23 protein-coding genes are annotated in these 26,727 nt (G+C 60.1%); 14 read left to right on the plus strand and 9 right to left on the minus strand.

Going from position 1 to position 26,727, the window contains the following annotated elements:
* Window positions 1-37 precede the first annotated feature (37 nt).
* A complete protein-coding gene (locus ACNA0I_RS19290; RefSeq protein WP_415807653.1) occupies window positions 38-424 on the minus strand; it encodes a DUF488 domain-containing protein in 387 nt (128 codons plus the stop codon).
* Window positions 425-586: 162 nt separating this feature from the next.
* Complete coding sequence (locus tag ACNA0I_RS19295; protein ID WP_415807654.1) at window positions 587-1,246, minus strand: thiopurine S-methyltransferase; 660 nt, start codon at window positions 1,244-1,246, stop codon at window positions 587-589.
* 330 nt (window positions 1,247-1,576) lie between these two features.
* Here ACNA0I_RS19295 and ACNA0I_RS19300 point away from each other — a divergent pair, with 330 nt between their 5' ends.
* Window positions 1,577-2,047 (plus strand): GNAT family acetyltransferase, encoded by a 471-nt coding sequence (locus ACNA0I_RS19300; RefSeq protein ID WP_415807655.1) that lies wholly within the window; start codon window positions 1,577-1,579, stop codon window positions 2,045-2,047.
* A gap of 157 nt (window positions 2,048-2,204) precedes the next feature.
* On the plus strand, window positions 2,205-2,735 hold the full coding sequence (sodC, locus tag ACNA0I_RS19305) for a superoxide dismutase [Cu-Zn] SodC (RefSeq protein WP_415807656.1): 531 nt from the start codon (window positions 2,205-2,207) through the stop codon (window positions 2,733-2,735).
* Window positions 2,736-2,808: 73 nt separating this feature from the next.
* On the opposite strand, the gene lon is transcribed toward sodC, so the two are convergent.
* From lon to ACNA0I_RS19325, 4 genes are all read right to left on the minus strand, one after another.
* Window positions 2,809-5,163: an endopeptidase La gene (gene lon / locus ACNA0I_RS19310; protein WP_415807657.1), complete on the minus strand. Its 2,355-nt coding sequence runs from the start codon at window positions 5,161-5,163 to the stop codon at window positions 2,809-2,811.
* Window positions 5,160-5,567 carry an Hsp20/alpha crystallin family protein gene (locus tag ACNA0I_RS19315; protein WP_415807658.1) on the minus strand — a complete coding sequence of 136 codons (408 nt, stop codon included), beginning with the start codon at window positions 5,565-5,567 and terminating at the stop codon, window positions 5,160-5,162. The genes lon and ACNA0I_RS19315 overlap by 4 nt, the downstream gene beginning before the upstream one ends.
* A 221-nt stretch (window positions 5,568-5,788) precedes the next feature.
* Window positions 5,789-6,811 (minus strand): aldo/keto reductase, encoded by a 1,023-nt coding sequence (locus ACNA0I_RS19320; protein WP_415807659.1) that lies wholly within the window; start codon window positions 6,809-6,811, stop codon window positions 5,789-5,791.
* 103 nt (window positions 6,812-6,914) lie between these two features.
* On the minus strand, window positions 6,915-7,883 hold the full coding sequence (locus ACNA0I_RS19325; RefSeq protein WP_415807660.1) for a LysR substrate-binding domain-containing protein: 969 nt from the start codon (window positions 7,881-7,883) through the stop codon (window positions 6,915-6,917).
* 204 nt (window positions 7,884-8,087) lie between these two features.
* Between ACNA0I_RS19325 and ACNA0I_RS19330 the strand changes: the two genes are divergently transcribed.
* Genes ACNA0I_RS19330 through ACNA0I_RS19340 form a run of 3 tightly spaced genes read left to right on the plus strand, consistent with a single transcriptional unit; the run spans window position 8,088 to window position 10,855 of the window.
* Window positions 8,088-8,876: a class II aldolase/adducin family protein gene (locus ACNA0I_RS19330; protein ID WP_415807661.1), complete on the plus strand. Its 789-nt coding sequence runs from the start codon at window positions 8,088-8,090 to the stop codon at window positions 8,874-8,876.
* A gap of 51 nt (window positions 8,877-8,927) precedes the next feature.
* Window positions 8,928-9,890, plus strand: coding sequence for a Bug family tripartite tricarboxylate transporter substrate binding protein (locus ACNA0I_RS19335; RefSeq protein WP_415807662.1), 963 nt, complete (start codon window positions 8,928-8,930; stop codon window positions 9,888-9,890).
* On the plus strand, window positions 9,887-10,855 hold the full coding sequence (locus tag ACNA0I_RS19340; RefSeq protein WP_415807663.1) for a D-2-hydroxyacid dehydrogenase: 969 nt from the start codon (window positions 9,887-9,889) through the stop codon (window positions 10,853-10,855). Before ACNA0I_RS19335 ends, ACNA0I_RS19340 begins: the two co-directional genes overlap by 4 nt.
* A gap of 79 nt (window positions 10,856-10,934) precedes the next feature.
* On the opposite strand, the gene ACNA0I_RS19345 is transcribed toward ACNA0I_RS19340, so the two are convergent.
* Window positions 10,935-11,927 carry a Bug family tripartite tricarboxylate transporter substrate binding protein gene (locus tag ACNA0I_RS19345; protein WP_415807664.1) on the minus strand — a complete coding sequence of 331 codons (993 nt, stop codon included), beginning with the start codon at window positions 11,925-11,927 and terminating at the stop codon, window positions 10,935-10,937.
* Window positions 11,928-12,021: 94 nt separating this feature from the next.
* Window positions 12,022-13,119 carry a mandelate racemase/muconate lactonizing enzyme family protein gene (locus tag ACNA0I_RS19350; RefSeq protein WP_415807665.1) on the minus strand — a complete coding sequence of 366 codons (1,098 nt, stop codon included), beginning with the start codon at window positions 13,117-13,119 and terminating at the stop codon, window positions 12,022-12,024.
* A 131-nt stretch (window positions 13,120-13,250) separates the two neighbouring features.
* On the opposite strand from ACNA0I_RS19350, the gene ACNA0I_RS19355 reads away from it, so the two are divergent.
* The 5 genes from ACNA0I_RS19355 (at window position 13,251) to ACNA0I_RS19375 (ending at window position 20,056) form a co-directional block, all read left to right on the plus strand.
* Window positions 13,251-14,162 (plus strand): LysR family transcriptional regulator, encoded by a 912-nt coding sequence (locus tag ACNA0I_RS19355; RefSeq protein ID WP_415807666.1) that lies wholly within the window; start codon window positions 13,251-13,253, stop codon window positions 14,160-14,162.
* 124 nt (window positions 14,163-14,286) lie between these two features.
* Entirely contained in the window at window positions 14,287-15,336 is a 1,050-nt protein-coding gene (locus ACNA0I_RS19360) for a DUF3348 domain-containing protein (RefSeq protein ID WP_415807667.1), read from the plus strand.
* Between the two features lie 10 nt (window positions 15,337-15,346).
* Window positions 15,347-18,691: a DUF802 domain-containing protein gene (locus ACNA0I_RS19365; RefSeq protein WP_415807668.1), complete on the plus strand. Its 3,345-nt coding sequence runs from the start codon at window positions 15,347-15,349 to the stop codon at window positions 18,689-18,691.
* Complete coding sequence (locus ACNA0I_RS19370) at window positions 18,688-19,377, plus strand: OmpA family protein (protein ID WP_415807669.1); 690 nt, start codon at window positions 18,688-18,690, stop codon at window positions 19,375-19,377. The genes ACNA0I_RS19365 and ACNA0I_RS19370 overlap by 4 nt, the downstream gene beginning before the upstream one ends.
* Entirely contained in the window at window positions 19,370-20,056 is a 687-nt protein-coding gene (locus ACNA0I_RS19375) for a DUF2894 domain-containing protein (RefSeq protein WP_415807670.1), read from the plus strand. The genes ACNA0I_RS19370 and ACNA0I_RS19375 overlap by 8 nt, the downstream gene beginning before the upstream one ends.
* On the opposite strand, the gene ACNA0I_RS19380 is transcribed toward ACNA0I_RS19375, so the two are convergent.
* Window positions 20,053-20,991, minus strand: coding sequence for a LysR substrate-binding domain-containing protein (locus ACNA0I_RS19380; RefSeq protein ID WP_415807671.1), 939 nt, complete (start codon window positions 20,989-20,991; stop codon window positions 20,053-20,055). The two genes, ACNA0I_RS19375 and ACNA0I_RS19380, sit on opposite strands and share 4 nt — an antisense overlap.
* Window positions 20,992-21,180: 189 nt before the next feature.
* On the opposite strand from ACNA0I_RS19380, the gene ACNA0I_RS19385 reads away from it, so the two are divergent.
* From ACNA0I_RS19385 to ACNA0I_RS19400, 4 genes are all read left to right on the plus strand, one after another.
* Complete coding sequence (locus tag ACNA0I_RS19385) at window positions 21,181-22,185, plus strand: Bug family tripartite tricarboxylate transporter substrate binding protein (protein ID WP_415807672.1); 1,005 nt, start codon at window positions 21,181-21,183, stop codon at window positions 22,183-22,185.
* 7 nt (window positions 22,186-22,192) lie between these two features.
* Window positions 22,193-23,716, plus strand: coding sequence for a UxaA family hydrolase (locus ACNA0I_RS19390; protein ID WP_415807673.1), 1,524 nt, complete (start codon window positions 22,193-22,195; stop codon window positions 23,714-23,716).
* A gap of 58 nt (window positions 23,717-23,774) precedes the next feature.
* Window positions 23,775-24,584 carry a 4-hydroxy-2-oxoheptanedioate aldolase gene (hpaI, locus tag ACNA0I_RS19395; protein WP_415807674.1) on the plus strand — a complete coding sequence of 270 codons (810 nt, stop codon included), beginning with the start codon at window positions 23,775-23,777 and terminating at the stop codon, window positions 24,582-24,584.
* A gap of 552 nt (window positions 24,585-25,136) precedes the next feature.
* Entirely contained in the window at window positions 25,137-26,438 is a 1,302-nt protein-coding gene (locus ACNA0I_RS19400) for a YXWGXW repeat-containing protein (RefSeq protein WP_415807675.1), read from the plus strand.
* Window positions 26,439-26,727 lie beyond the last annotated feature (289 nt).

Consider the following 26,727-nt stretch of genomic DNA (forward strand, 5'->3'; position numbering starts at 1 on the left):
CAGCATTATTTCTTGCTGCAGTGCATGGTACGTCGACCTAGGCGAAAACGGCGCCTCGATCGGCGAGCAACTGGCGCAATACACTGCGATGGCAGCGATTTTCGTCCTCGCAATAGCACCCCACAGAGAAATCCGTCGTCGCAGACAGCGCCGCCAACACATCGAGCACCTTGGCCGCGTCGCCATGATCCAGCTCGGCGTGCATCTTGCGAGCGACCGTGCGCCATTGCGCGTCCGTGGTCACGGCCAGTGCTTGCGTGACCAGCTCGGGGCTGGGAGACAACGTAGGCAGCCAGACATCGTAGTAATTGCGGCTGGCGAACTCGGCTTTCGGCACACCGCGCGGCGGACGCCGCACTGTCCCGATGCGCAACCCTTCGCCTTCGACACGAGGCGACCCCAATCGCACGATACGAACACTCATGATTCCCTCCGTCGCCTGACTGCCTCATCGAATCGAGGTGTTACGCCTCGACCACGGCCTGATCTCGGTCCCGGTCCCCGTCCAGGTCCAGGTCTGGATCTCGGTCCCGGTGTGGGTCTGCGCCATGCTCCGGCACGACATCGACCGGAGTATCGGGCGCTACTATGCTCGCCGCTGCAGCCGATATACCAGAGTATCCAATTTTGCCAGGCCACGCTCTTTGAATTTTGGCTCCTTGTCCAGAATATCGCGCCGGTCGATCAGCGTCGCGTCAGAATGTCCGGCATAAATCGCCTGCACCTCGGCATCGCCCACGGAAAACGGAGGCCCTTCCATCTGGCTTTGATCGTAGTCCAGGGTGATCAACAGCGCGCGATAGGCATCAGACAACTGCCCGTAAACGTGCTTCGCATAGCGTTCACGCATATCCTCGGGCAGCGCCACCAATGCCGCGCGATCATAGGCACCCACGCATTCACCGAGCACATCCGCATCCAACGCGAAAATATCGCCGCAGTAGATCTCGATATTGCCGGCAGCGTAATACCGTCCTTGATCGGCGTCGCGCACCGTGGGCGTCAGATTGTTTTCTGCAAAAAACTGCTCCACGGCCAGCGACGACAATTCAACGCCCAATACCTGATGCCCCTGCTCGGCCAGCCACACCATATCCAAAGATTTCCCGCTCAACGGCACCAGCACTTTGCTGTCTGGCGGCAATTCCAGCGTAGGCCAATATTTCGCCAACAACGGCGTCACGCGTGTTTGATGAAAATGCGTACGCCCATCACGCCAGCGTTCCAGCCAAAATTCTGCGTCCATCCTGATGTCCCTGCTCCAAGTGTTCTCGATATGGATATTATTGTAGAAACAAACGAGGTGCGGCTCTCCCTCTGTCCGATTCGGGCTTTCACAAACCACAATCGTCCGGTATGCTCTTATGTATGGACAACACATACGCCAGCTTCTGCGACTCGCATTCGCGACGAACGACTCGACGATTTCGTTGAGTGGCTTTGTCTTGTCCTGACACCGTAATGGGTGTCCCCCTCAAAGGCCACGATACCGCGTGGCCTTTTTGTTGTGTAGTGCGTTCCTCGCCCCGGGGTATCCGAATTGGCCTTTGTTTTTTCAACGTTGAAGGAACAAAGTGTGAATCCGACCGAGTTTTCAATCCGGACCTACCAACCCGCTGACGCGGATGCCGTCGTGCAATTATGGACAGCCTGCGGCCTGACACGGCCGTGGAATGATCCCTACAAAGACATCGCTCGCAAACTCACCGTGCAACCCGAGATGTTTCTGGTGGGAACGGTAGGCAATACCATTGTGGCGGCAGTCATGGGTGGTTATGACGGCCATCGCGGCTGGGTGAACTATCTGGCTGTCGCGCCTGACTATCAGCGGCGCGGCTATGCCGCGGCATTGATGCAGGAAATCGAGCAGCGGCTGCTGGCCCTGGGCTGCCCCAAAATCAATCTGCTCGTACGTGGCGGCAATACGGCGGTGGTGGCGTTCTATGAAAAGCTGGCTTTCAAACAGGATGATGTCATCAGTTTGGGCAAGCGACTCATACCCGATATGGCCCCCTTGCCAGCGGCTGCGGCGGTCACTAGCGGCTAGCGGCTACGCGTTCGTACGCATCGCAAGTTGAATTTTTGCTGCATTTTGCCGCTTGCCGCCGCTCGCACTAAATGTGTACGCTAGTCACTTGCCCCATGGGTTTTACAGAATTCGGGCGCACGGTTTTCCACGCCCGAATACGTCATCCGGAGGAGTTATGAAGCGTCATCTGAAGGTCACCTTACTGGCAGGATTACTCGGTTTGGCGGCAAACGCCTATGCCGATGTCACGGTACCGCTCCACCAGGCCACGGATAAAGGCCCGGGTCAGGAAATTGGCTCCGTCAGTCTGGCCGATAGCAAGTACGGCCTGGTTTTGACGCCAAACCTGAAAGACTTGCCGCCGGGTGTGCATGGATTTCATGTGCACGAAAAAGGCAGTTGCGATGCTACGCAGCAAGATGGCAAAACCGTACCCGCGGGCGGCGCCGGCGGACACTACGATCCGGACGGCACCAAAAAACACAGTACGCCCTGGGACGACGGCGGCCATCGCGGCGACCTGCCCGCGCTGTATGTCGGTGCTGACGGCACCGCGACCACGCCAGTGTTGGCTCCCCGCTTGAAACTGTCAGAAGTCCAGGGCCGTGCGTTGATGGTGCATGCGGGCGGCGATAATCACAGCGATCATCCCAAACCGCTGGGCGGCGGCGCGGGCCGTATCGCTTGCGGTGTTATTCCGAAATAATCGCCGGTAACGCATAACGCAATCGTTCGCCGCGGAAAACTCCGGCAGGAGTCTGCCGCGGCGATCATTCCCACTAGCCCGCGGCCGCCTCCGGCTCTGCTACCGGCGCCTGAGTTTCTTGCCCATCGATCGCGTAGCGGATCGCATCCTCTATTCGGTCGAGCAACAGGAACTTCAGTTTCTGACGCGCTTCGGCGGGCACATCGTCCAGATCCTTTTCATTGCGTCTTGGGATCATCACCGTCGTGATCCCCGCACGCAATGCGGCCAGGGTCTTTTCCTTGACGCCGCCGATAGGCAATACCAACCCTCGCAGACTGACTTCACCGGTCATCGCGATATCCGAACGCACCGACCTGCCGGACAGCAGTGAGGCCAATGCCAGGAACATGGCAACGCCCGCACTGGGACCGTCTTTGGGCGTGGCACCTGCGGGGACGTGGATATGCACGTCGATTTTCTCCAACGAATCGCCGCTCCAGATCTTGGCCAGCGTCAACGCGGTCTGCGCGGATTCCTTCATCACGTCGCCCAGTTGGCCGGTCAAAATCAAGCGGCCCGCACCTGGCGTTTTGCTCGCCTCGATGAAGAGGATATCCCCGCCCACCGGCGTCCAGGCCAAACCTGTAGCCACGCCTGGCACGCTGGTGCGCAAGGCGACTTCGTTCTCGAAACGATGAGCGCCCAGAATCGCAGGCAAATCAGCGGCATCGATCACGATATGCTCGGCCTTGCCCTCTGCCACCTGCATGGCGGCGTGGCGCAGCGTCGCGCCAACCTCGCGCTCGAGTTGCCGCACGCCTGCCTCGCGGGTGTAGTCGCCCACGATGGAGGACAAAGCAGCATCCGTCAATTCGGCTTGCTCGGGTTTGAGCCCATTGGCTTCCAACTGACGCGCGACCAGATAGCGGCGAGCGATCTGGATTTTTTCTTCTTCCGTGTAACCGGGGAGTTGAATGATTTCCATACGATCGCGCAGCGGCCCTGGAATCGTGTCCAGCATGTTTGCCGTGCAAATGAACATCACATGCGACAGATCGAAATCCACGCCCAGGTAGTTGTCTCGAAATTTGTGATTCTGCTCGGGATCCAGAACCTCTAGCAGCGCACTGCCCGGATCACCATGAAATCCACCGGCGCCGAGCTTGTCGATCTCATCCAGCATCACGACCGCATTATTCGTACCCGCACGCCGCATCGCCTGGATGATATTGCCCGGCAAGGCGCCCAGATAGGTACGGCGATGGCCTCGAATTTCCGCCTCGTCGTGCACGCCCCCCAGTGCCACCCGCTGAAACGCGCGCCCGGTCGCCCGAGCGATGGATTGGCCCAGCGAGGTTTTGCCCACCCCTGGAGGGCCGGCAAAACACAGAATCGGGCTGCGGCCCTGCGGATTGAGTTTGCGTACGGCCAGATATTCCAGAATGCGACGCTTGATCTTGTCCAGGCCGAAATGGTCTTCGTCCAGGATTTTGCGCGCTTCGGTCAGGTCGATGGGCGGCTGCGGCGACTGTTTCCAAGGCAGCTCGGTCAGCCATTCCAGATAGGTGCGGAGCATGGCAGACTCGCCACTGGCCTCGCCCATGCGTTGCAGACGGCCCAGTTCCTTGCGAGCGTGGCTCAACACCTCGTCGGGCATGCCCGCGGCTTCGATGCTTTCCTTCAGGCGTGCGACTTCCGCCGCGCTGTCATCGACCTCGCCCAGCTCTTTCTGAATCTGGCGCAGTTGCTCGCGCAGCACCGTCTCGCGCTGACGCTCGTCGAATTGTGCGCGGGTGCGGTCGCCGATCTCTTTGGACAGCCGCAATACCTCGACGCGCCCTGCCAGCAGTTCGATGGATTTATCCAGGCGGCGCGACAAGTCGAACGTTTCCAGGATGTCCTGTTTTTGCTCGGGCTTGATATCGATCATGTGCGTGACCATATCGGCCAGCAACCCGGGAGACTCGATGCTGCGCACGACGCCCACCAGCTCGTCGGGCACGTTGGGCAACAGCGCAATGGCCTCTATCGCCTGCTCTTTCAATTGCAGGAAACGGGCCTCGACCTGGCTGTCCTGCGCCTCGGCCTCTGCGACCTCGGCGACACGGGCCACCATGTACGGCCACCCTTCCAGGAACTCCAGCACGCGAAAACGCGACTGCCCCTGCACCAGCAGATGATGCGCGCCTTCCTGGCCCGTGATGTAGCGGGCGATCGGCCCTTCGGTGCCCACCCAGCACAAGTCATTCGGCCCGACGTCGTTCTTGGACGGATCACGCTGCAGAAGAAACCCGACGGGGCGCTCGGTTTTCACGGCCTCTTGGGCCGCAGCAATGGAAGACTCGCGCCGCACTGTCACAGGCGACAGTACGCCGGGAAATAGCACCGCGTCGCGCAACGGAATGATGATGCGTGCGTCGTCGGGCAGAATGCGGGTGTCGCTCATGGAGCCTCCCTTACTTTGTTCAGCGTCAAAACCAGGCAGCCATCTGCCAAGGTAGAGGATTCGGGTTCCAGCGCGTGCAGCGGCAACGCGATGCGGCGGCGGAAGCGGCCGTAGGGAATTTCAAATCGATGAATGCGGGCGTTGGCCGCACACGGCATGGGGCGCACGCCCGACACCGTAATGCCGCCAGGATCGAACGCCACCACGAGCGTGTCAGACGGCACACCCGGCAGCGCCACATAGACCATGACGGCAGTAGCGGTTTCAATGATGTCCACCGGGGGTTCCCAGTGGGGTGCATCCGCGGGGCCAGCGCGCAGCAACTGACGATGCAGGCGCTCGGCGTGATCTAGCAGCGATAGTGCATCGCCCCAGATCCAGGATGAAAAATCTCGCGATCTCATGAGCTTGCCCTCTTAACCATACTAGGTATGTAGCGGCGAGTTGGCGTATTTCAAGCCGGTCGGGGCGAATCGCGATCAGGCCGCGCGGCTCAACATTTTTTGATGTGGTGCGTGAGCGACACCACGGAGACATCAAGCAAAATCCATTTGGACCGGATCCATGCCGGTCCCCTTCAGGTTACCTCTACATGATGTGCCGTGCACACCTCGTTCAGTGACGCCTACGCCGTCTTGTCCGCCACGGCGACGGGCCTGCCATAGAACGGGTAGCTGGGATCGTTATAACCCGGTGTCGAGGCATGGCCAGGCGTCACCCATGCATTGACCATGGCTTCCTCCTCAGGCGTGATCTCCAGATCCACGGCGGCGTAGTAATCCTGCATCTGGGCCAGCGTACGCGGGCCGGCGATGACGGCGGAAATCAAGGGATTGGCCAACACCCATGCGGTGGCCAGTTGGCCTGGTTTGACGCCTCGCCCTTCGGCGTAGGCTGTCAATTCAGCGGCGATTTTCAAGGATTCCTCGCGAAACTCGGTGTCCATGATGCGCTTATCCCCACGGCCTGCACGGGTATCCGCTGGGGGCTGTTGACCCGGCGCATATTTGCCCGTCAACACGCCGCGGGCAATGGGGCTGTATGGCACTACCCCCAACCCATAATGGCCGCAGGCCGGCAAAATCTCGACCTCAGGGCCCCGATTCAGCATGTTGTAGTAGGGCTGGCACACCACTGGCTGCGGCACGCCGAGTTCGCGGCACAAACGAACGACTTCGGCAATCCGCCAGCCGCGGAAATTCGACAGGCCGAAACTGTGCAGTTTTCCTGCGCGAATCAAATCGCCCAACGCGCGAATCCCCTCTTCGAGGTTCTCTTCGTGGAAGTCCCGGTGCATGTACAGAATATCGATGTAGTCGGTAGCCAGACGAGCCAGGCTGGACTCCACGCTCTGCACGATCCATTGACGGGAATAATGCGAGCGGTTCGGGGCTTTGGCCACGGCGTTGCCCATTTTGGTGGCCAGGATCCAGTCATGGCGCTGTCCGGTCAGCAATTTGCCCACGACCTCTTCGGACCGTCCGCCGTTATAGACGTCGGCAGTGTCGATGAAATTGATCCCGGCCTCGCGGGCCGACGCAACGATGCGCTCGGCCTCGTCGAACGGCGTTTGCTCGCCAAACATCATAGTTCCCAGGCACAACGGGGAAACACGCAAATTGCTGGTACCGAGACGGCGGTATTTCATTCGAGATTTCCTTGCTGAAGAAATTGAAAAACACACAGACGATCTATAAGCGACAGCGTACTGCGGCAACCTTTCAATGCCTAGGGCCTGGGCGAGCTGCCTTTCAGGGCGAACAGATGCTGGGGGTCGCCCCCAGCCATATCCCCTGCTCTGCAAACGCTCTCGCCATGCGGGTCAACATCACGCGCGCTGCGAGTCCGGCAGGTGATAACTCATCATCAGACAGGCTGACCAAAAAACATTTACGTGCCATGCGGCTGCCTGCGACGGGAATGACAGACAGGTCATCATCCTTGCCATAACCAAAAGTGGGAAAGCCAGCCTGGCTCGACAACAACGAACCTGGCTGGACGCTGGCGCCCACCCCGGCCCGCACCGCCCTCATCAAGGTATGGGCGCCGTCGATTTCGAGGATCACATTAGGCGTCGCGCCGTCAGTCCGAAAACCCTCATCGACCAGCGAACGCAAAGCATGCCCGGGCCCCGGCAGAATGAGGGGCAGCCGCTCGATGGCGCTGAGCCTGATTCCGTCCGTGTTGCTACAGGCGGGCCATCCTGCCAGATTGGGCCTGCCGATAATGAACAGGCGCTCTTCGGCCAACGGGATGACGCTCCAGCGTTTTGCTTCGATCCCCCCAAAAACGACGGCGAGATCGAGCTGCCTCGAATTAAGCATCACCTGCAGATTGCTGGTCAGGCCTTCGATAAGGCGCACATTGACTGTGGGATAACTCTCGCGCATCGCTTGCACAAAGGGCAAGGCCAACATGGTCGCAGTGGATCCTGTCATCCCCACGGTCACCTGGCCGGACAGCCGGCCTTTCTGTGCCACAGACGCCGCGATATCGACCTGTTTAAGAATGACTTGCGCCTGGTGCCAGAAATCCAGTCCGGCATCGGTCGGATAAACCCCCGTCGGCCTGCGCTGCAATAACCGCGTGCACAACTCGCTTTCCAGCATGCTGATCTGCTGGCTCAGCGTAGAAGTCGCCAATCCCAGTTCCACCGCGGCGCGTCCCATGCTGTTGAGTTCCACCACACGAACGAAAGAACGCAATTGTCTGAGTTCCATGAGAAACCTGGAAATGAGGGACCGATCAACAGATCGAACCAGTATAGCGTGTTCGAAAAAACCGAAGCCCTCTTTGCGCCAACCTAATGCGTGGGTCCGCAGAACCCGTCAGACTTTCTGGATACCCAACGTCCGCCTATGTCCGGCCACATTATTAGCCGCCAAGGGCTGAATGCACGACAACCCGTCAACCACGAGAAGCACATGTCTCATACAGGTCGAATCCATATCCCGTCGATGAAATCCCACTGCAGCGAAGCGGAATGGAAGGCCCGCGTCGATCTGGCGGCCTGTTATCGGCTGGTCGAGCTCTATGGCATGGCCGATATGATGGCGAACCATATTTCCGCCCGCGTACCGGATGAAGACGGCGCTTTCCTCATCAATCCGTACGGCATGATGTACGAGGAAATCACTGCCTCCAGTCTCATCAAGGTCGACCTGGCCGGCAATATTCTGTCCAAACCGGATTTTGGTGATTTGAACTACGGCATCAACAAGGCCGGCTATGTCATCCACAGCGCCATCCATGGCGCGCGTCACGAGGTGGACTGCGTCATTCACACGCATAGCTGGGCCTCAATGGCCGTCTCGTCTCTCGCGTGCGGGCTGCTGCCGCTCACGCAGACGGCAATGCGATTCCTGAAAATCGGCTATCACGATTATCAGGGTGTGGTGCTGGACACCAAAGAACAAGCCTCGCTGATCGAGGACTTGGGTAACGGAGAGGCCTTGATTCTGCGTAATCACGGCGCCCTTACGGTGGGCCGCACGGTCGGCGAAGCCTTTAACTGGATGCATCGACTGGAACTCGCGTGCCGCGCGCAGTTGGCTGCACAGGCTGCGCAACAACCCTTGCAGGCGGTTTCGCCTGAAGTATTAGAGGAAACCTGGAATAACTACCAACCAGGCACACGGCGCCCCTACGGCGTCATGGAATGGCCCGCATTGCTGCGCAAGCTGGATCGTCTGGACAGCAGCTACCGCGACTGACGCACCGGCGCACTTGCCGGGCTAAATAATGATAAAGACGAGGAGACCCCTATGAAAACAAGCTGCACTTCGATATTGGCCGCGGGCATTCTGACGCTGGCTGCGGCCCTACCCACCGAGGCAGCCAACTACCCTGAGCGGCCCGTCAAGGTCGTGGTGGCATTCACCGCAGGCGGCACCACCGATATCCTCACGCGCACCACCAGTGAGCAACTATCCCAAAAACTGAAGCAGTCCTTCATCGTGGAAAACCGCCCAGGCGCGGGTGGCAACATCGGCACCGAATACGTCGTGCGCGCCGACCCCGACGGCTACACCCTGATCGTCGATTCAGTCGGGCCGATCGCGGTGAACCCGTCGCTGACCAAGCTCAGTTACGACCCGCTGACCGATCTCGTCCCCATCATTCAGATCGCGACCGTGCCGAATGTGCTGGTCGTTCCTCCCGAGCTGCCAGTCAAGAATTTCGACGATTTCCTCAAATACGCCAAATCCAAAAGCAGTCTGAACTATGGGTCTACCGGCGTGGGAACATCGTCACATTTGTCCAGCTACATGCTGATGCAACGCCTGGGGGCTAAAGACGCCACCCACGTCCCGTACAAAGGCGCCGACGCCATCAACGACCTGATCGCAGGCCGGCTGGACTTTATGTTCGCCACGGCTCCCTCCGTCATGCCGCAGATCCGCGCAGGAAAATTGCGTGCATTGGCCGTCAGCACCAATAAGCGATTGGCCTCGCTGCCGGACATTCCAGCCGTCGAAGAGAAAGGCTTCGAAGATTTTGATGCCGGTTCATGGTTTGGTTTCTTTGCCCCCAAAAACACCCCGGCCAACGTCATCGACACTATCAATAAAGGCGTCAACGAGGCACTGCCCGGGCTGAAAGACAAAATGCTCAGTGAAGGCGCAATTGCAGTAGGCGGCTCTCCTGAGGACTTCGACAAGTTCACCCATGTCGAATACGAAAAATGGAAGAAAATCGTCGAACAGGCCAACATACAAGCACAATGACCGAGAACTCGCCTCTACATATCCTCTGCTCCGAAAAAGAGGCCCCGCTGCTGGCGCCTCAACTTGGATCGATGGCGCGCGCCATCGCGCTGTGCCATCCCGGCGACACTCAGGCGGCCCTGGCAGAGGCTGCCTTTATCTCCCGCGATATCACGGGCCGCTCGACCAAATTCGAGATCATGCCCGAGACGGAGCGATTCTATGACGCGATGCGCGCTGCTCCCAACATGCAATGGATGCACGTGCACTCGGCCGGGATTGATCGCGATTTTTATCAAGAGCAACAACAGCGTGGCGTTCGGGTCACAGCATCTCATGGCGCATCGGATGCCGTGGTCGCCCAAACCGCGTTGACGGGCCTGCTCGCCCTGGCACGAAAGTTCCCGCAATTAATGCGTGCGCAACAGCGGCACAAGTGGGAACCATTGTTCGGCGAACATACCCCACGCGATATCCAAGGGCAATGTGCAGTCATCGTCGGTTGGGGCGGCATCGGCCAACGTATCGGGCAATTGCTGCAAGCCCTCGGCCTGAAGGTTTGCGTCGCCAGGCATGGGGGAGAACCGGCGGGCCCTGATCTGCGCACCGTGCGCTATGACGGCCTGCGAGACATTTTGCCCGAAGCCTCCTGGCTCATTTTGGCCTGTCCGTTAACGGACACCACGCGTGGCCTCATCAGCGCGGAGTTGCTTGCGATGTTGCCCGCGCATGCTTGCCTCATTAATGTGGCACGCGGTCATGTAATTGATGAGCCCGCGCTCATTCAGGCACTACAGAGCAACCGGCTCGCTGGGGCCTTTCTGGATGTGTTCTGCCACGAGCCACTGCCTGCCGAATCGCCAATATGGGATTTGCAGAATGTCATTGCCTCCCCGCACAGCGCGGGCTTTTCTGATGGGAATCCTGCGAGGGTGCGGCAGATATTCATTGACAACCTGCAACGGTGGATACAAGGCACCCTTTGACGTGACGCGATGCCGATTCGCGTCATACGGTTGAAAAATGGCGCGCCGTACAGATAACACTGACGGCGCACTGCCATGATTACTCTACGGTAATACCACCGCGCTTTATCAACTCGCGCCACGTGGCGATCTCTGTGTTGATACGCTGAGCAAATTCCGCAGGCGAGCTGCCGACTGGATTAAAGCCCATATCGGTCAATTGCTTATGCATACTGCCGGACCGTATCGAGGTCGCGACCGTCGAAGATAATTTGTCGATCACGGCGACAGGTACGCCTGCCGGCGCAACCAGGCCGAACAAGGGTGAGAGATTCACGCCTGGCAGTCCGGCTTCAGTAAAGGTGGGCACGTCAGGCAATTGCGTTGAGCGTTGAGCACTGGTCACTGCCAATGCCCGCAAGCGCCCCGCCAAAATATGGTCACGCAGGCTAGGCACGGTCGCAAACGCAAACTGGATTTGTCCGCCCAGTAAATCGGTAAAAACAGTGCCGCCGCCTCGATAAGGCACGTGCAAGATATCAATGCCGGCTTCCTGCCGTAATTGCTCGCCGGCCAAATGCGGGCCGCTGCCTACGCCCGCGGATCCATATGACAGCGTGCCCGGCTTGGACTTTGCCAGCTTGATGAAGCCTGCCAGATCCTGCACCGGGACGGAAGGATGCACGACCAGGACAAACGGCGCCGTTGCCATCAACGAGATAGGCGCAAAGTCTTTCAGCGTGTCGTAGGGCAGACGGTCGCCTAACAAGCCGGGATTGATCGTGAAAGACGAATCCACCATCCCTATCGTGTAACCATCCGGCTTGGAGGTCGCCAGCGTGCGCGTACCGATCGTCGTACCGCCGCCGCCGCGATTTTCCACGATGAACGATTGTCCCAGCGTCTGGGTATAGGTCTGGCCTGCCATCCGCCCCAAGGTATCCGTTGCCGCCCCGGGAGGATAGGGAATGATCAGGCGCACGGGTTCCGTGGGATAGTCTGCGGCAAAAGCCGGCCGCCCCCATGCCGCTGCCATCGAACCGACGGCGAACGCGGCGCTGCCGGCTATGAATGTTCTGCGTGATGTGTTCATGGTGTCTCCTGTCTTTTCATGGATCTACGAGGCTGCGCCGATACTGACCATCCACTTTTTTGCGCAATACATCGCCGGGTTCAGATCAAGCTGTCTATTTCCGATACTGTCCTTGGGCCAGCACCTGCTCCGGATCTGCACCCAGCCCCGGCGCGTCGGGCACCGCGACCCATCCGTCCTTGATCGGCACCGTTTCGCCGTAAGGCACGTGCGCGAGCTCTACATACAAGCGCTCCAACGACACCTCGTCCTGTTGTGCGGCGATCAGATGCAAGCTCGCCAAATATCCCGGCCCGAAAAACGCCACCTGCGGCGCACACCGTACCGACGTTCCCTGGCATTGCTGCGCCAGCCCCCATGCTGCGGTAAAGCCCAGTTTGATGACGCTCGGTTGCACATACTGCACCGCCTCTTGCTCGATCAGGCGCCTTAGCGCATACACGCTGCTGGCGTTTTCCCCCACGGCCAAAGGCACCGCACATTGATGCCCTAACTGCATCAACGCCTGGTCGTCCTCCGGCGGCCACAAGGGCTCCTCGATCCAGAACGGGACATGCGGCATCATCGCAGCGATGGCGGCTGGGGCTTCGGCTGGCAGCCATGCGCAGTTGGTATCGACCATGACGGGAACCTGCGGGCCTGCTGCGCCTCGTGCTGCGCCCAAGGCATCGGCCGTGCGCTCATGCAATTTGATTTCGGTATAGCCTTCGTTCAGAGCACGCGTCACGACTTCGTGCAAACGTTGCGCATCGCCGTAGTACTGCAACAAAGACGCGTAGGCGCGAACGCGATCCCGGCGCTTGCCACCCAGCAGCGCATAAAGCGGAACGCCTTCGCGCTTGGCGCGTAAATCCCATAGTGCAATGTCCAGGCCTGCCAGCGCATGCACTACCGGCCCTGATCGCCCCAGGTTATGCAGCGTACGCTGCATGACCGGCAACAGCGTCGGGTCCGCGGCATCTTTGCCGCATGCCAGCGGCGCAATCAATGTCTCGAATACCGCCTGCAGCGCGCGCGGCTCTACACAATAGGACTCGCCCCATGCGACTGTACCGTCATGAGTCTGGACACGAACCAATGCGCTGTCCAACTTGTCGCGCGGACGCCCCGCAAACAAAGGGGGAGGATTCCAATGAAAAAAAGGCAGTCGCATCGGGATGCAGTCGACGGACACAATCGTATTGGCGCTCATTGATTCGGCTCGAGCCGAGCACCGCGGATCTGGCGGGCAGCTCATCTCACAAAACAGGATGACCAGGATTGTGTTGGCTCGCTTCCCATATGGTCAAATAGATAAATCAGCTGATTTCATACAAATTTCATATGCTCAACCGTCGCGAACTGACCTTGTTGCGCGCCATGTACCAACACGGCACGGTGACCGCCGCAGCCGCTGCTGCTCACATGACGCAGCCGGCAGCCAGCGCCCTGCTGCGCGATCTCGAAATCCGCCTCGGCTTTGCGCTCTTTAGCCGCGAAAACCGCCGGCTGCAGCTCACGAGTCAGGGACGCACGTTGATACCCGAAGTCTTGAACGCGCTGGCCGGGATTGAAGCCGTCGACCGGTTGGCGGGAGACATCCGTCAAGGCGCTCAAGCGCGCTTGGCGGTGGGTGCTGTAGCTATCGCCGCCTCCAGCCTGCTGCCCGCAGCACTGGCCAGCATGCGCGAGCGCCATCCTTCGATCGCCGTCACCGTGCGGGCAGGCACAGCGCTGGAAATCATCGAAATGGCCGTAGATCATCGGATCGATCTGGGTATCATTATTGGCTCCCCCGCCGATCAGACGCGCGTAGCCAGCCAGCGACTCAGCCCGCTGAGCTTGTATGCCGTCATGCGCGCCGATCACCCTTGGGCCGAATTGCCCGACCTGACGCTGGAGAAAGTCGCGGCAGCCTCCCCCATCGTGCTCGCAGCGGCCCTGCCCGCCGGCCGTGCTACCCGGCAGGCCACCGAGGGGCGTGGCCTGGCCTTTCAGCCCACGATCGAAGTCGCCCAGTCATCCGCCGCCTGCGCCCTCGCTGCCGAAGGATTGGGTATTGCCATCGTCGAGAGCCTGGGCGCACGCTATGCCCAGCGTCAGGGATTGCTGGCTCGCCACCTCCTGACGCTCTCCGATCCGGTATTGGCGCTGGTATGGGCTCACGACCGTGCGCTCAGCGATGCCGCGCGATGCCTGCAGCGATGCCTGCAGTCGCAGGCGACAGGCCAGACTGAATCATTGCTGCCGGCCTGACGACACGATTGCGCATAATTTGTTCACTTTTACCGATTTCAGGGGGTAAAAACGCGCAAAAGGGCGGCAACACGTGCCCATCTGCCTCACTCCCTGTAAACTGCCGGATTTTGACTCCGGCCGTATGGTGCAAGTACTCCGGCGAGGTGTCAGCGGCCCCACGCTTATCCGTCTGCTTGCCCGGCTGACGGACGCTGACGTTTCCGAATCCCGCCAACCCCTGTCAGATCGACTCAGCCTATGGTTAGGCTGGACGGACGCGATCGCCCTTTCTACTGTGTTAGAAGGCGGTCCGTTGGCGGTGACCGCCAATCCAAAGTCGCTCGATAGCGCCGAAATGCGGGAATACGATCGCATGCGCGCGGCGCTGACCTATGCCATCGCCGACGAAAAGGCGTATACGGCGGACGTGTTTGTGCCCACTCAACGCGGCGCGCCACGAACCGCCCCTGTCTCGCCCGACGAGGCGCTGCTCGAATACACGATTTACCGGAAACGCTATCAGACAATCCAGCAGGCGATGGAAACCAGCATCGCCAAGCTGCGGGGCAGCCTGCGAGCCGTTCTCGCCGCGCAAACACCTGACCGGGCTCGCCTGGCCATGGTGGACGCTATCCTGGAACGCTCATTGAGCCTGCAGGAGCGCCGGCTTTTGGCTACCGTACCCGGTCTGCTGGAAAAGCACTTCAAACGTCTGCGCCAAGCCGCTCAGAAAGCCGAAAAAGAAGCCCAAGAGCGCGCAGCGAAAGCCGCCGAGGCGGAGACGGCTGCGTCTGCTGGCCCGGCCGCCGACCCCGTAACTAATGTCGCCCAGGCAGACTCCGTCGGATCCTCCCGTAGCGAAGGGACCCAGTCCGCTGGCGAACCCGTGCCGCAGACATCAGCCTCCCAGGCCTCTGCAGCAAAAAATATCGCATCATCTCGCTTTGCAGCGGCAACGGCCACGACTGCCGAAGCCGCCGCAACGACCTCTCCCGCTGTCCAACCCACGACGCGCGCCGTTCCCTTGGCCAATACCCGCTACACAGCGAACCGCGCCAATAAACCGGCCGCGCCCGTCGTGCCCTTGTGGCTCTCCACGTTTCGCAAAGACATGCGCAGCGTGTTGCTGGCCGAACTGGACATCCGTTTACAACCGATCGAAGGCTTGCTAGCCGCTCTGCGCGCCAGTTGACCGAACCCCTATGACCCGAACAATCATCTCTCTCGTCGTTTTCCTGGCCGGTCTGGCCGTTGTAGGCTGGATCGGTGCCGGTTACATAGGCACCAACCTGCTGGCGTTAGCCATCATTGTCCTGATTGGTCTCGTCTATCTGACCGGGGTCATAGAACTGCAACGCTATCAGCGCAGTACCGACACGCTATCCCATGCCGTCGGCAGCCTGACTGTGGCGCCATCGAGCCTGGACAGCTGGCTGAGCCAATTGCACCCCAGCCTGCGCGGCGCGACGCGCCTGCGCATCGAGGGCCAGCGCGTCGCCCTGCCCGGCCCCACGCTGACGCCCTATCTGGTGGGAATGCTGGTGTTGCTCGGGATGCTCGGGACTTTCCTGGGGATGGTCGCCACCTTGCGCGGCACGGGCGTTGCCCTGGAGAGCGCCGTCGATCTGCAAGCGATCCGCGCGTCTCTCGCCGCTCCCGTCCAGGGTCTGGGTTTCGCGTTCGGCACCTCGGTCGCCGGCGTAGCGACCTCCGCAGCATTAGGTTTGCTGGCCACGCTTTGCCGGCGCTCGCGTATTCAGGCGGCGCAACAACTCGACGTCATGATCGCAACCACGTTGCGGCCCTATTCCCAGAACCATCATGGCGAACAGACCTACAAACTGATGCAGCAGCAAGCCGAGGCCATGCCCCTGCTGGTCGAACGCCTGCAAGCCATGATGACGTCCATGGAAAAGCAGAGCCAAGCCCTGCATGACCGCCTGGCCGCCAGCCAGGACGCCTTTTACGGCAAGACCGAGACCGCGTACACTGGCCTGGCCTCGTCCATCGAACAATCGCTCAAGCAAAGCGTCATCGACAGCGCTCGCATGGCCGGCGAGGCCATCCAGCCTGCCGTGCAAGCCACACTGGCAGGCTTGGCGCGCGAAACCAGCGCCTGGCAAGACACCCTGGCCATTGCCGTTCGCCAACAGTTGGAAAACCTGTCCGGCCGTTTCGAAGCAACCACCTCATCTGTTGCTGATATCTGGAATCAGGCCCTGTCGCAACAGCAGCAAGCCAACACCAAACTGGCAGACGACAACCAACGCGCGCTGACAGCCGCCACCGCCAGTTTGGAACAGCACGCCTCGGCTTTGCTGCGCAGCGTGGACCAGTCCCATACAGCGCTGCAAAACAAGCTGGCCGCGCACGATCAGCAACGCCTGGATACCTGGAAAGCGTCATTCGACCAAGTCGCCTCCGGATTGAACGCGTCGCTGGAAAATACCGCGTCTGCCTTGCAAACATCGATCGCGGGGATCGCGTCGTCGCTGGATACCTCACTGCAAGGCACCGCCTCGGCGATGCGCCAAGAATGGCAACAAGCCAGCGCTCACGCCGTTGAACGCCAACAGGCCATCTGCGATACCCTGGCTCAAACTGCCCAGGAGCTGACCGCGCAAACGCAGGCTCATGCTCGCGACACCATTACCGAAGTGTCCCAGCTGCTGCATACCGTTTCCGAAGCCCCCAAGGCAGCCGCCAGCGTCATCGCCGAGCTGCGCCAATCGCATGCCGACCTGCAGGCCCAGCTGATTGCCCAGGATCAACAACGCCTGGACAACTGGAAGGCCTCGCTCGATCACATCGGATCCGCGCTGGGCTCGTCGATGAAGGACGCGACCTCGACACTGCGCCAAGAGTGGGAACAAGCGAGCGCGCACGCCACCGAACGCCAGCAACTCATCTGCGATACCCTGGCCCAGACTGCCCAGGAACTGACCGCACAAACGCAGGCTCACGCTCGCGACACCATTACCGAAGTGTCCCAGCTGCTGCATACCGTTTCTGAGGCCCCCAAGGCCGCTGCCAGCGTCATCGCCGAGCTGCGCCAATCGCACGCCGATCTGCAGGCCCAACTGATTGCCCAGGATCAACAGCGCCTGGACAACTGGAAGGCCTCGCTCGATCACATCGCATCGAACTGGAATACCTCTCTGGAAACCACGGCAGGCGCGCTGCATACGTCGATGGCGGACACGGCATCCACATTGCATACGTCTTTCGAGAGCCTGTCGTCCTCATTGGACACCTCGTTGAAAGACACCGTCTCGACGCTGCGCCAGGAATGGGAGCAGACCAGTTCGCGGGCTGCCGAGCATCAGCAAGCCATCCGCGAGACGCTGGCCCAGACAGCGCAGGAACTGACCTCGCAAACGCAAGCTCACGCACGCGACACCATCACCGAGGTATCCCAGCTGCTGCATATCGTCTCCGAGGCGCCCAAGGCTGCAGCCGACGTCATCGCAGAACTGCGCCAATCGCACGCCGATCTGCAAGCCCAGCTGATTGCCCAGGACCAACAACGTCTGGACAACTGGAAAGCCACGCTCGATCACATCGCATCGACCTGGAATACCTCGTTGGAAAGCACAGCAAGCACACTGAGCACCTCGCTGGAAACCACCGCGACCGCGCTGAATGACTCGCTCGAAAAGACCACCACCGCGTTGAACGCCTCCATGGAGGACACTGCGGCGTCCTTGAACGCCTCGCTGACGGGCACGACCTCCACCCTGACCGTCACGCTGGAAAACACCGCGTCCACGTTGCACAACTCGTTCGACGACATTGCATCCTCGTTGAATGTGTCTCTGGAGAACACCGCCTACGCACTGCGCCAGGAATGGGAACAAGTCAGCGCCCAGACGACCAGCCGTCAGCAGGAAATCTGCGACACGCTGATCCGAACCGCACAGGAACTGTCGTCCCACACGCAGACCCAGGCACGCGACACGATTGCCGAAGTCGCGCAGTTGGTGCAGACGGCCGCCGAAGCTCCTCGCGCCGCTGCCTCGGTGATCTCCGAGCTGCGTCAAAAGCTGTCCGATGGCATGGCCCGCGACAACGAATTGCTCGACGAGCGCAACCGCCTGATGGAAACCCTCAGCACGCTGCTCGATGCAGTGAATCATGCCTCGACGCAGCAACGCGATGCCGTGGACTCGCTCATCTCCAGCTCGTCCCAGCTGCTGGAACGCGTCGGCTCGCAATTCACCGACACCGCCCAGACAGAAACGGTCAAACTGACTGACGCTGCCGCGACCATCACCGGCAGCGCCGTCGAAGTCGCCAGCCTGGGCGAAGCCTTCGGCACCGCGGTGCAGCTTTTCAGCCAGTCCAACGACAAGTTGGTCGAACACCTGGAGCGCATCGAAACCGCCCTGGAGAAATCCATGGCGCGCAGTGATGAACAGTTGGCCTATTACGTTGCACAGGCTCGCGAAGTCGTGGATCTGAGCGTCATGTCGCAGAAACAGATCATCGAAGACTTGCAACTGCTTGCCGCCCAACAGACTGCAGCCAATAGCGAAGCCTCCGCATGAAAGACGACATCGACGCGGGCGTAGAGCCCTCCGCCCCTGCGTGGGCGGTATTCGGCGACTTGATGTCGGTGCTGCTGGGCGCCTTTGTGCTGATCCTGGTCGGCGTCATCGGCATGCAGTTGGAGCTGTCCACCAAACTCGAGACCGAAGTCAAAAAACGCCTGGACCTGTCCAGCAAACTGGAAACCGAAGTCCAGCAGCGCGAGGTGGAAACGCAGCGCCGCGAAGCCCTGGAACACGCATTGGCCGTGCCCTTGGCCGCGGGCCAGGTCACGCTGATAGATGGCCGCATCGGTATCAGCGGCAGCGTGCTTTTTGCGCTGAATTCCGATCAACTGCAACCCGAAGGCCGCAAGGTCCTGCAAAGCCTGATCGCTCCGCTGTCCGCCTATCTGAAAGAGCATGACGAAGTCCTGATGGTGAGCGGCTTTACCGATGACCAGCCTATCCACGAGAACAATCGACGCTTTGCCGATAATTGGGAACTCTCCGCGCAACGTGCATTGACGGTAACGCGCGCCCTGATCAACGACGGGATCTCGCCAGAGATCGTGTTCGCTGCCGCCTTTGGAGAACAACGCCCCGTCGCTGCCAACACGGACGAGGCAGGCCGCGCCAACAACCGCCGCGTAGAGATCGCCCCGATTCCGAAATCCTCCAATGCGGGGGCTGCGACCAGTGAGTAACGCCCAGCCTGCCGACATTCAACAGACCTTGGACGCTTGGCGCGAACAGGGCGCTGATCGTCTGGATCCGGTGCGATTTCAACTCATCCAGACCATGGCGAATCGAGCAGCAGGCCTGACTGACGAGAATACACAGCGCGTACTGCACGCGAGGCTGGCGCAATTACTCCAGCAATATGGTGCGCGCATAGAAGATGCGGCCAATACCGGCACTACGGCAGCCGCCACAGCGACATCCCGCGAAGGCGCTCTCACCGGACTGCTCGCTCACCTCGCAGCGTTGACGCCCGCCGACCACACGCGCACGTTTGCCACCAGCGTCGGCAATCTGCGAGAACGCTACCCGGAGCTTCCGGTACTCGACGAGTTCCGTTCGACGTGGTCTCGCGTCAGCGCGAATCGGCAAGTACGCCAGTCCGAAGAGCAAGTCCACGAAAACGCGGGACCGCTGAACTCAAATCATCTGGTGCACCGCGCCCTGGCATACATGCGCGATGTCTCGCCGGGTTACTTGCACCAATTCTTGAGTTACCTGGATACGCTGGCTTGGGTGGAGCAACTGCAAATGAGCAGCGAGCCGCCGGCGAAAGAAACCAAACGCGGTGCGGGCAAAGCCGCGAAAAGCACCAAAAGCCCTGCAAAAGCCGCCAAGAAGAAAGCACCCAAAGCAGACAGTTAAGCGCTCAGTACCCGCGCCACCTCTCGCAAACATTTCAACAACTGCCGGCTGCTGGCCGAGAGTTTCGCCTCACGCAAGGTCATCACCCCCACGGGCGGGACCGATACCTCCAGCGGAATATTCAAGACCCGGCACAGGCCTTGCTGCTCAAAATACTGCGCTGCAAACTGTGCCAGAAAACCTACAGCGCCTCGCTGTCCGACACATGCCAGTGCCGTCAAATACGAGGACGTCTCTATCAAATCGGTCGACGGAGTCACATCGTGCCGATGAAACTGCTGCTCCAGTTTGACACGCAGTGATGCCCACGGCGGCGGCATGACACAGGGCAAGGCCGCGATATCCGCCCAGGTCGGAGTCCGCTTTTTCGCGATGGCGCTCTTTCTCGCCCCCACCGCCACCATCGGTTCCTCGTACAACACTTCCGTAGATAAATCCGGGGCGGCATAGCCGGGCTCCAAGCGGCCCACAAAAAAATCCAATTCTCCCAAACGCAATTTAGGCAGCAAATGGGTCAGGTCGCCTTCTTCGACCAAAACTGTCGCGCGCGGGGACCGGAGCTTCAGACGCTCAACGGCCTGGGTCAACAACACAGGCACTGTCACCGCCATCGCCCCGACTCGCGTCTTGCCCACCGCGCCGCTGGCAGCGGCATCGATCTCGTCACGCGTACGCTCATATTGTGCCAACACGCCGCGCGCAAAACGCACCACAGGCTCGCCCGCCAGAGTAGGCTCCGTCCCACGCGATGAACGTTCGAACAGAGTCAGCCCCAACATGGACTCAACCTCGGACAACATACGAGACACTGCAGGCTGGCTGACGGCCAGGAATTCTGCCGTTCGCCCTAAATGGCGAAACTCATCCAGCGCTACGACCAACTGCAAATGTCGCAACTTCAGATTTGAACGGAACACGCGGTCCAAATGTGCCATGACGATAAACGGCCTTTGTAATCGGGCAATGGAGGGGAACAGTCTTTACATAACAATTATGTTATCTAAAGATGCACTCATTTTATTGGATTGTTATAAAAACCTCCCACAAAATGGCCGTCGATCACAGCAAGCCATACGAGCACGACAACCCGCTGACGATCGTATAAAAACCAAGGAGACGCCCCCATGAAGCCCGCATTCCCCCTGGATCATCAGCGCCGCCGGTTACTGGCAGGCGCAGCCTGTGCTGGCGTGGCCAGCCTGCTCGCCCCGCTATCAGTCCGCGCCGCCAGCTATCCTTCGCGGCCCATCACATTCATCTGTCCCTGGCCCGTCGGTGGCACGGCAGATCAATCGATGCGCGCGCTCTGTCAGGTGGCTTCCAGCAAACTGGGCGTCTCCATCGTCGTCGAGAACCGTGCGGGCGCTTCTGGCATGATAGGAACCGCGGCCCTGGCGCAGGCCCAGCCTGACGGCTACACCATCGGCCAAATCCCGATCTCGGTCACCCGGTTTTCGCAGCTGGGCATGCTGCAATTGGACCCGCGCAACGACTTGACCTATCTGGCTCGCACGTCTGGCCAGACGTTCGGCATCGCGGTACTGGCCAGCTCACCCTTTAAATCCCTGCAAGAGGTCGTCGCCTACGCCAAAGCCAACCCCGGCCGCGTCACCTACGGACATGCAGGCGTAGGCGGCGCCACTCACGTGGGCATGGAACAGTTCGCCATGGCTGCCGGGGTGCAATTCAATCCCATCGCCTACAAAGGCGGCTCGGCCGCACTGCAAGATCTGCTCGGCGGCCAGGTCGACCTGCTCGCGGACTCCAGTTCCTGGGCTCCCCATGTCGAGTCGGGAAAACTACGCCTGCTGGCGACATGGGGCGCCGAGCGCACGCCGCGCTTTAACCAGACCCCCACGTTGAAAGAGCTCGGTTACGACGTCGTCGTAGAAGCCCCCAACGGTGTCGGCGCTCCCAAAGGACTGCCGCCCGACGTCGAAAACAAGCTGCGCGACGCCTTTCGCGCTGCTGTCGAGAGCGACACGTTCAAGCAGGTCGCCAGTCGCATCGATGCCCCCGTCATGTACCTGGACGGCCCCGACTACAAAGCCTACGTGGCAGAGGTCTACCAGCAAGAGACCGCATTGATAGACAGCCTGAAACTCAAAGCCTTGCTGCAAAAGGGTTGATGCCGCAGTGAATAACCTTCCTCTGATACGGTTGCACGCCAACGACAATGTCTTGATCGCCAAACAGACGCTGGCATTAGGCATGGCCATTGGCGAACTGGGGCTGCGCCTGCGCGCGCAGGTCCCCGGCGGACACAAAATCGCAGCGTGCCACATCCCGGCCGGCGCACCGGTACGCAAATACGACACCGTCATCGGCGTCGCTGCACGCGACATCGAAGCCGGCGAACATGTGCATACCCATAACCTGGCGCTGGTGGATTTCGACCGCGACCCCGCCTTCTGCCAAGACATGCGCCCCGTGACGCTTTTGCCCGATCACGAGCGCGCGACATTTCAGGGTTACCTGCGCCCGGACGGGCGGGTCGGCACGCGTAATTTCATCGGAATCATTGCCTCGGTCAATTGTTCCGCTACCGTCATCAACCATATCGCCAATCACTTCACTGCCGAGCGTCTGGCCGCCTTTCCGAACGTCGACGGCGTGGCGGCGTTTGCGCAGACCAGCGGCTGCGGCATGTCGTCGCCCAGCGAACACTTTGACGTACTGAGACGCACACTGGCCGGCTATGCCCGCCATCCGAATCTGGCCGGCGTGCTCATTGTGGGATTGGGCTGTGAGCGCAATCAGGTTGCCTCTCTCGTAGAATCGCAAAACCTGGCATCGAGCTCCCGGCTGCGCACGCTGGTCATGCAGGACAGCGGCGGCACGCGCGCCACAATCGCCGCCGGCATTCGCGCCATCGAGGAAATGCTGCCCGCCGCCAATGCCGCACAACGCCAGACGGTGTCGGCGAGCCACCTCAAAATCGGGCTCGAATGCGGCGGCTCCGATGGATTCTCCGCTATCACGGCCAACCCGGCATTGGGTGCCGCCATGGATATCCTGGTACGCCACGGCGGCACCGCGATTCTGTCGGAAACGCCCGAAATCCATGGCGTCGAATACATGTTGACCCGCCGTGCCGTCACGCCTGAAGTCGGCAAGAAACTCCTCGATCGCCTCGCCTGGTGGGAACAATACACTGCCGGCCACAACGCCCAATTCAATGGCGTGGTCGGCCACGGCAATCAACAAGGCGGCTTGGCCAATATCTTTGAAAAATCGCTAGGCTCTGCGATGAAGGGTGGGACAACTCCTCTGCAGGCGGTCTACGAATACGCGGAACCGATCGATAAAGCAGGGTTCGTGTTTATGGATTCCCCAGGCTACGATCCCGTGGCAGTCACCGGACAAATCGCCAGCGGCGCAAACATGATCTGCTTCACCACGGGACGCGGTTCCATGTTCGGCTCCAAGCCTGCTCCCACGCTGAAACTCGCCAGCAACACCGCCATGTATTCGCGGCTGCAGGACGACATGGACATCAACTGCGGTGTCGTACTCGACGGCGAACTGGACATTGACGCCATGGGCCAGCGGATCTTCGAACGCATTCTGAGCGCAGCCTCTGGCGAACGCACCAAAAGCGAAATGCTAGGCCTGGGCAGCTACGAATTCGTTCCGTGGCATTTAGGTATTGTGAGTTGAGCCGATACTCTGAGACCATAACGGCCCCGCTTCCCTTTTTTCACATAGGCGCTTTCACATGTCCGCAGACAACTCCTTTAAATCCGCCTTGACGGCAGGTCAGGCACAAATCGGGCTATGGCTTTCCATGGCGGATCCCTATCTGGCCGAAGTCTCAGCCACAGCGGGATTTGACTGGCTGTTGATCGATGGCGAACACGCCCCCAACGATCTGCGCAGCGTCCTGGCGGCATTGCAATCCATCGCTCCCTATCGCTCGCAGCCCGTCGTACGTGTCGTGGCGGGAGAAACCGCGCTCATCAAACAGGTGCTGGACATAGGCGCCAAGAGCATTCTGGTGCCCATGGTAGACACTGCCGAACAAGCCAAAGCCGTCGTCTCGGCAACGCGCTACCCCCCCGAGGGCGTACGCGGTGTCGGCAGCGCCGTTGCGCGCGCGTCGCGCTGGGCGCAGCGCAGCGACTATCTGGATGTCGCCGACGACGAAATCTGCCTGCTCGTCCAAGTCGAAACCGTCACGGCGCTCAACAACCTGGAGAGCATCTGCGCGGTACCAGGTGTAGACGGCGTATTTATCGGTCCGGCGGATCTGGCAGCGTCCATGGGCTTTCGCGGGCATCCAGAAAACCCCGCCGTGCAGGCTGCCATCGAAAACGCCATGAAAACCATCATCGCCAGCGGCAAGGCAGCAGGCACATTGACCTCGGACCCGGCGTTGGCACGACGCTACCTGGACCTGGGATGCACCTTTGTCGCCACGGGTGTGGATGTCTTGGTCTATGCTGGCGCCGCCCGTCGATTGGCCGCACAGTTCCAGGCGCCCGGCGCCTCTTCTGCAGCGCCAGCCGCTTCTTCCGCCGCCTATTGAGCTTGGCGTTTCCGGCAATCGCCCGGAAACGTTTTATCTCTCCGCTCGGGCAATCGATACGCCGCGCATCCTTGCGCGGTGCAACGATGCAATATACCTATCCGCCAGAGCCGCAAAATCTCGTCCTGCACCTGTCACGGTACGGATACATCGCTTACGCACACTTGCAAATACTTCGCCCGCTCCAGGGGTATGCAACGCCGATTGTCACGGGCGGCATACACTCCGTCACGAATATGTGCATTCGTCACGATTAAGTAATTTCTAAACGATTACAGAATCGAACGCAGCCCCTTGCTCTATGCCTAAATAGGCGCGTCTGTGCATTACCGGCACGACGTTAAAGGAGCTACCATCATGAGAACCCTCGCCATATTGTTCATCGCCGTCACCACGTTGGCAGGATGCATTGTGGTGCCGCATCACCACAGAGGCGGGCACGATCACTATCGTGGCGGTCGGGGCTATTATTCTCAACCGGGGCCCCCACCGTATTACTACCACTCTGGCCCTCGCTACTATAGATACTGATTTTCCCCACGGGAGATCATCATGAATACATTAAAACGACTATCCGCTGGCGTCTTGATATCGGGCTCGCTGCTCGCCACGCTGGCTGCACCGCTACCGGCCGCGGCGGCCGATGTCTCGATCAGCATCGGCGTCAACGCATGGGACGCGCCGCCACCACCGCTGCCCGTCTACGATCAGCCGATGATTCCCGGCCCAGGCTATATCTGGACGCCCGGCTATTGGGCGATTAATCATGGCGGGTATTACTGGGTGCCTGGCGCCTGGATCATGCCGCCTTTCATCGGCGCACTCTGGACGCCGGGTTATTGGGGTTTCGTCGGCAACCTCTATCGCTGGCATCCGGGTTACTGGGGCCGCCAGGTAGGCTATTACGGCGGCATCAATTATGGCTTTGGCTATATCGGCTCGGGATACCACGGCGGCTATTGGAAGAGCAATCGCTTTTACTACAACCGCGAGGTCAACCATATCGACGTGCATCGCGTCACGAACGTCTATAACCGCAAGGTCGTGGTCAACAACGTAGATAACCGTCGTATCAGCTACCACGGCGGCAGGGACGGCATTCAACGCCGCCCCACCGACAGAGAACGGCAAATCGACCGCGAACATCGTCGCACCGTCGAGGCGCGCGAACGCCAGAATCAGCGACGCGATGACGATCGCGATCATGCGCAACGCGGTGATCAGCGTCCGGGGCAACCAGGACGAGGCGACAACGATCACCGTCCGAACGGGCAGCCTGATCGGCGCGATTTTCAACAGAACCAGAATGCCAACCGTGGCGATGATGGACGACGTGCTCAAGAGCAACGTCAGCAACAGGAACGCCAGCAACGGCAGGATGAGCAGCGCCAGCAGCAAGCTCGTCAACAGCAACAGCGAGAACAACGCGAGCAACAAGGTCGCCAGCAGCGGCAGGAAGAACAACGCCAGCTGCAGGATCGTCAACAGCGGCAGAACGAACAACGTCAACAGCAAGCTCGCCAACAGCAGCAACGAAAGCAACGCGAGCAACAAGATCGCCAGCAACGGCAGCAAGAGCAGCGGCAGCAACAGGCGCGTCAACAGCAACAAGAGCAACGTCAACAACAAGCTCGTCAACAGCAACAAGAGCAACGTCAACAACAAGCTCGTCAACAGCAACAAGAGCAACGTCAGCAACAAGCTCGTCAACAGCAGCAAGCGCAGCGTCAGCAGCAGGCGCGTCAACAGCAGCAACAAGCGCAGCGTCAGCAGCAATCGCGCCAACAACAGGAGCGCCGAGGTGGTGGCGGCGGCGGTGGCGACCACGGAGGCGGTCGAGGCAACCGGGATTAGAACACCTGAATGACCTCAACCCCGGGGCAACCCCATGGCATATTCCTCCAGCAGATGACAGGCCCAGACGCTACGCAACTGGGCCTGTCGTCAATCAATCGGAATATTCGCGTCCTGATCAGCTTGGTCCATCTTTCTTGCGGACTTGCTCCACACCCTGCGAATCGTCCGTTATAGCGCTTTTGTCATATCCATCTCCAATACGCACATTACTTTCTGATGTACATTCGCGAAGCACAATTTCCGGGGCATGACCATCGCCCCTGCAATAAGCGTGCGGAAACACAGT

This window comes from Bordetella muralis (assembly GCF_965139205.1).
Classification (GTDB): domain Bacteria; phylum Pseudomonadota; class Gammaproteobacteria; order Burkholderiales; family Burkholderiaceae_B; genus Bordetella_A; species Bordetella_A muralis.

Excerpts from the sequence above, each read along its gene's own strand:
- ACNA0I_RS19290 (WP_415807653.1), bottom strand. The coding sequence starts at position 424 with ATGAGTGTTCGTATCGTGCGATTGGGGTCGCCTCGTGTCGAAGGCGAA.
- ACNA0I_RS19295 (WP_415807654.1), bottom strand. The coding sequence starts at position 1,246 with ATGGACGCAGAATTTTGGCTGGAACGCTGGCGTGATGGGCGTACGCAT.
- sodC (WP_415807656.1), top strand. The coding sequence starts at position 2,205 with ATGAAGCGTCATCTGAAGGTCACCTTACTGGCAGGATTACTCGGTTTG.
- lon (WP_415807657.1), bottom strand. The coding sequence starts at position 5,163 with ATGAGCGACACCCGCATTCTGCCCGACGACGCACGCATCATCATTCCG.
- ACNA0I_RS19315 (WP_415807658.1), bottom strand. The coding sequence starts at position 5,567 with ATGAGATCGCGAGATTTTTCATCCTGGATCTGGGGCGATGCACTATCG.
- ACNA0I_RS19320 (WP_415807659.1), bottom strand. The coding sequence starts at position 6,811 with ATGAAATACCGCCGTCTCGGTACCAGCAATTTGCGTGTTTCCCCGTTG.
- ACNA0I_RS19325 (WP_415807660.1), bottom strand. The coding sequence starts at position 7,883 with ATGGAACTCAGACAATTGCGTTCTTTCGTTCGTGTGGTGGAACTCAAC.
- ACNA0I_RS19330 (WP_415807661.1), top strand. The coding sequence starts at position 8,088 with ATGTCTCATACAGGTCGAATCCATATCCCGTCGATGAAATCCCACTGC.
- ACNA0I_RS19335 (WP_415807662.1), top strand. The coding sequence starts at position 8,928 with ATGAAAACAAGCTGCACTTCGATATTGGCCGCGGGCATTCTGACGCTG.
- ACNA0I_RS19340 (WP_415807663.1), top strand. The coding sequence starts at position 9,887 with ATGACCGAGAACTCGCCTCTACATATCCTCTGCTCCGAAAAAGAGGCC.
- ACNA0I_RS19345 (WP_415807664.1), bottom strand. The coding sequence starts at position 11,927 with ATGAACACATCACGCAGAACATTCATAGCCGGCAGCGCCGCGTTCGCC.
- ACNA0I_RS19350 (WP_415807665.1), bottom strand. The coding sequence starts at position 13,119 with ATGAGCGCCAATACGATTGTGTCCGTCGACTGCATCCCGATGCGACTG.
- ACNA0I_RS19355 (WP_415807666.1), top strand. The coding sequence starts at position 13,251 with ATGCTCAACCGTCGCGAACTGACCTTGTTGCGCGCCATGTACCAACAC.
- ACNA0I_RS19360 (WP_415807667.1), top strand. The coding sequence starts at position 14,287 with ATGGTGCAAGTACTCCGGCGAGGTGTCAGCGGCCCCACGCTTATCCGT.
- ACNA0I_RS19365 (WP_415807668.1), top strand. The coding sequence starts at position 15,347 with ATGACCCGAACAATCATCTCTCTCGTCGTTTTCCTGGCCGGTCTGGCC.
- ACNA0I_RS19370 (WP_415807669.1), top strand. The coding sequence starts at position 18,688 with ATGAAAGACGACATCGACGCGGGCGTAGAGCCCTCCGCCCCTGCGTGG.
- ACNA0I_RS19380 (WP_415807671.1), bottom strand. The coding sequence starts at position 20,991 with ATGGCACATTTGGACCGCGTGTTCCGTTCAAATCTGAAGTTGCGACAT.
- ACNA0I_RS19385 (WP_415807672.1), top strand. The coding sequence starts at position 21,181 with ATGAAGCCCGCATTCCCCCTGGATCATCAGCGCCGCCGGTTACTGGCA.
- hpaI (WP_415807674.1), top strand. The coding sequence starts at position 23,775 with ATGTCCGCAGACAACTCCTTTAAATCCGCCTTGACGGCAGGTCAGGCA.
- ACNA0I_RS19400 (WP_415807675.1), top strand. The coding sequence starts at position 25,137 with ATGAATACATTAAAACGACTATCCGCTGGCGTCTTGATATCGGGCTCG.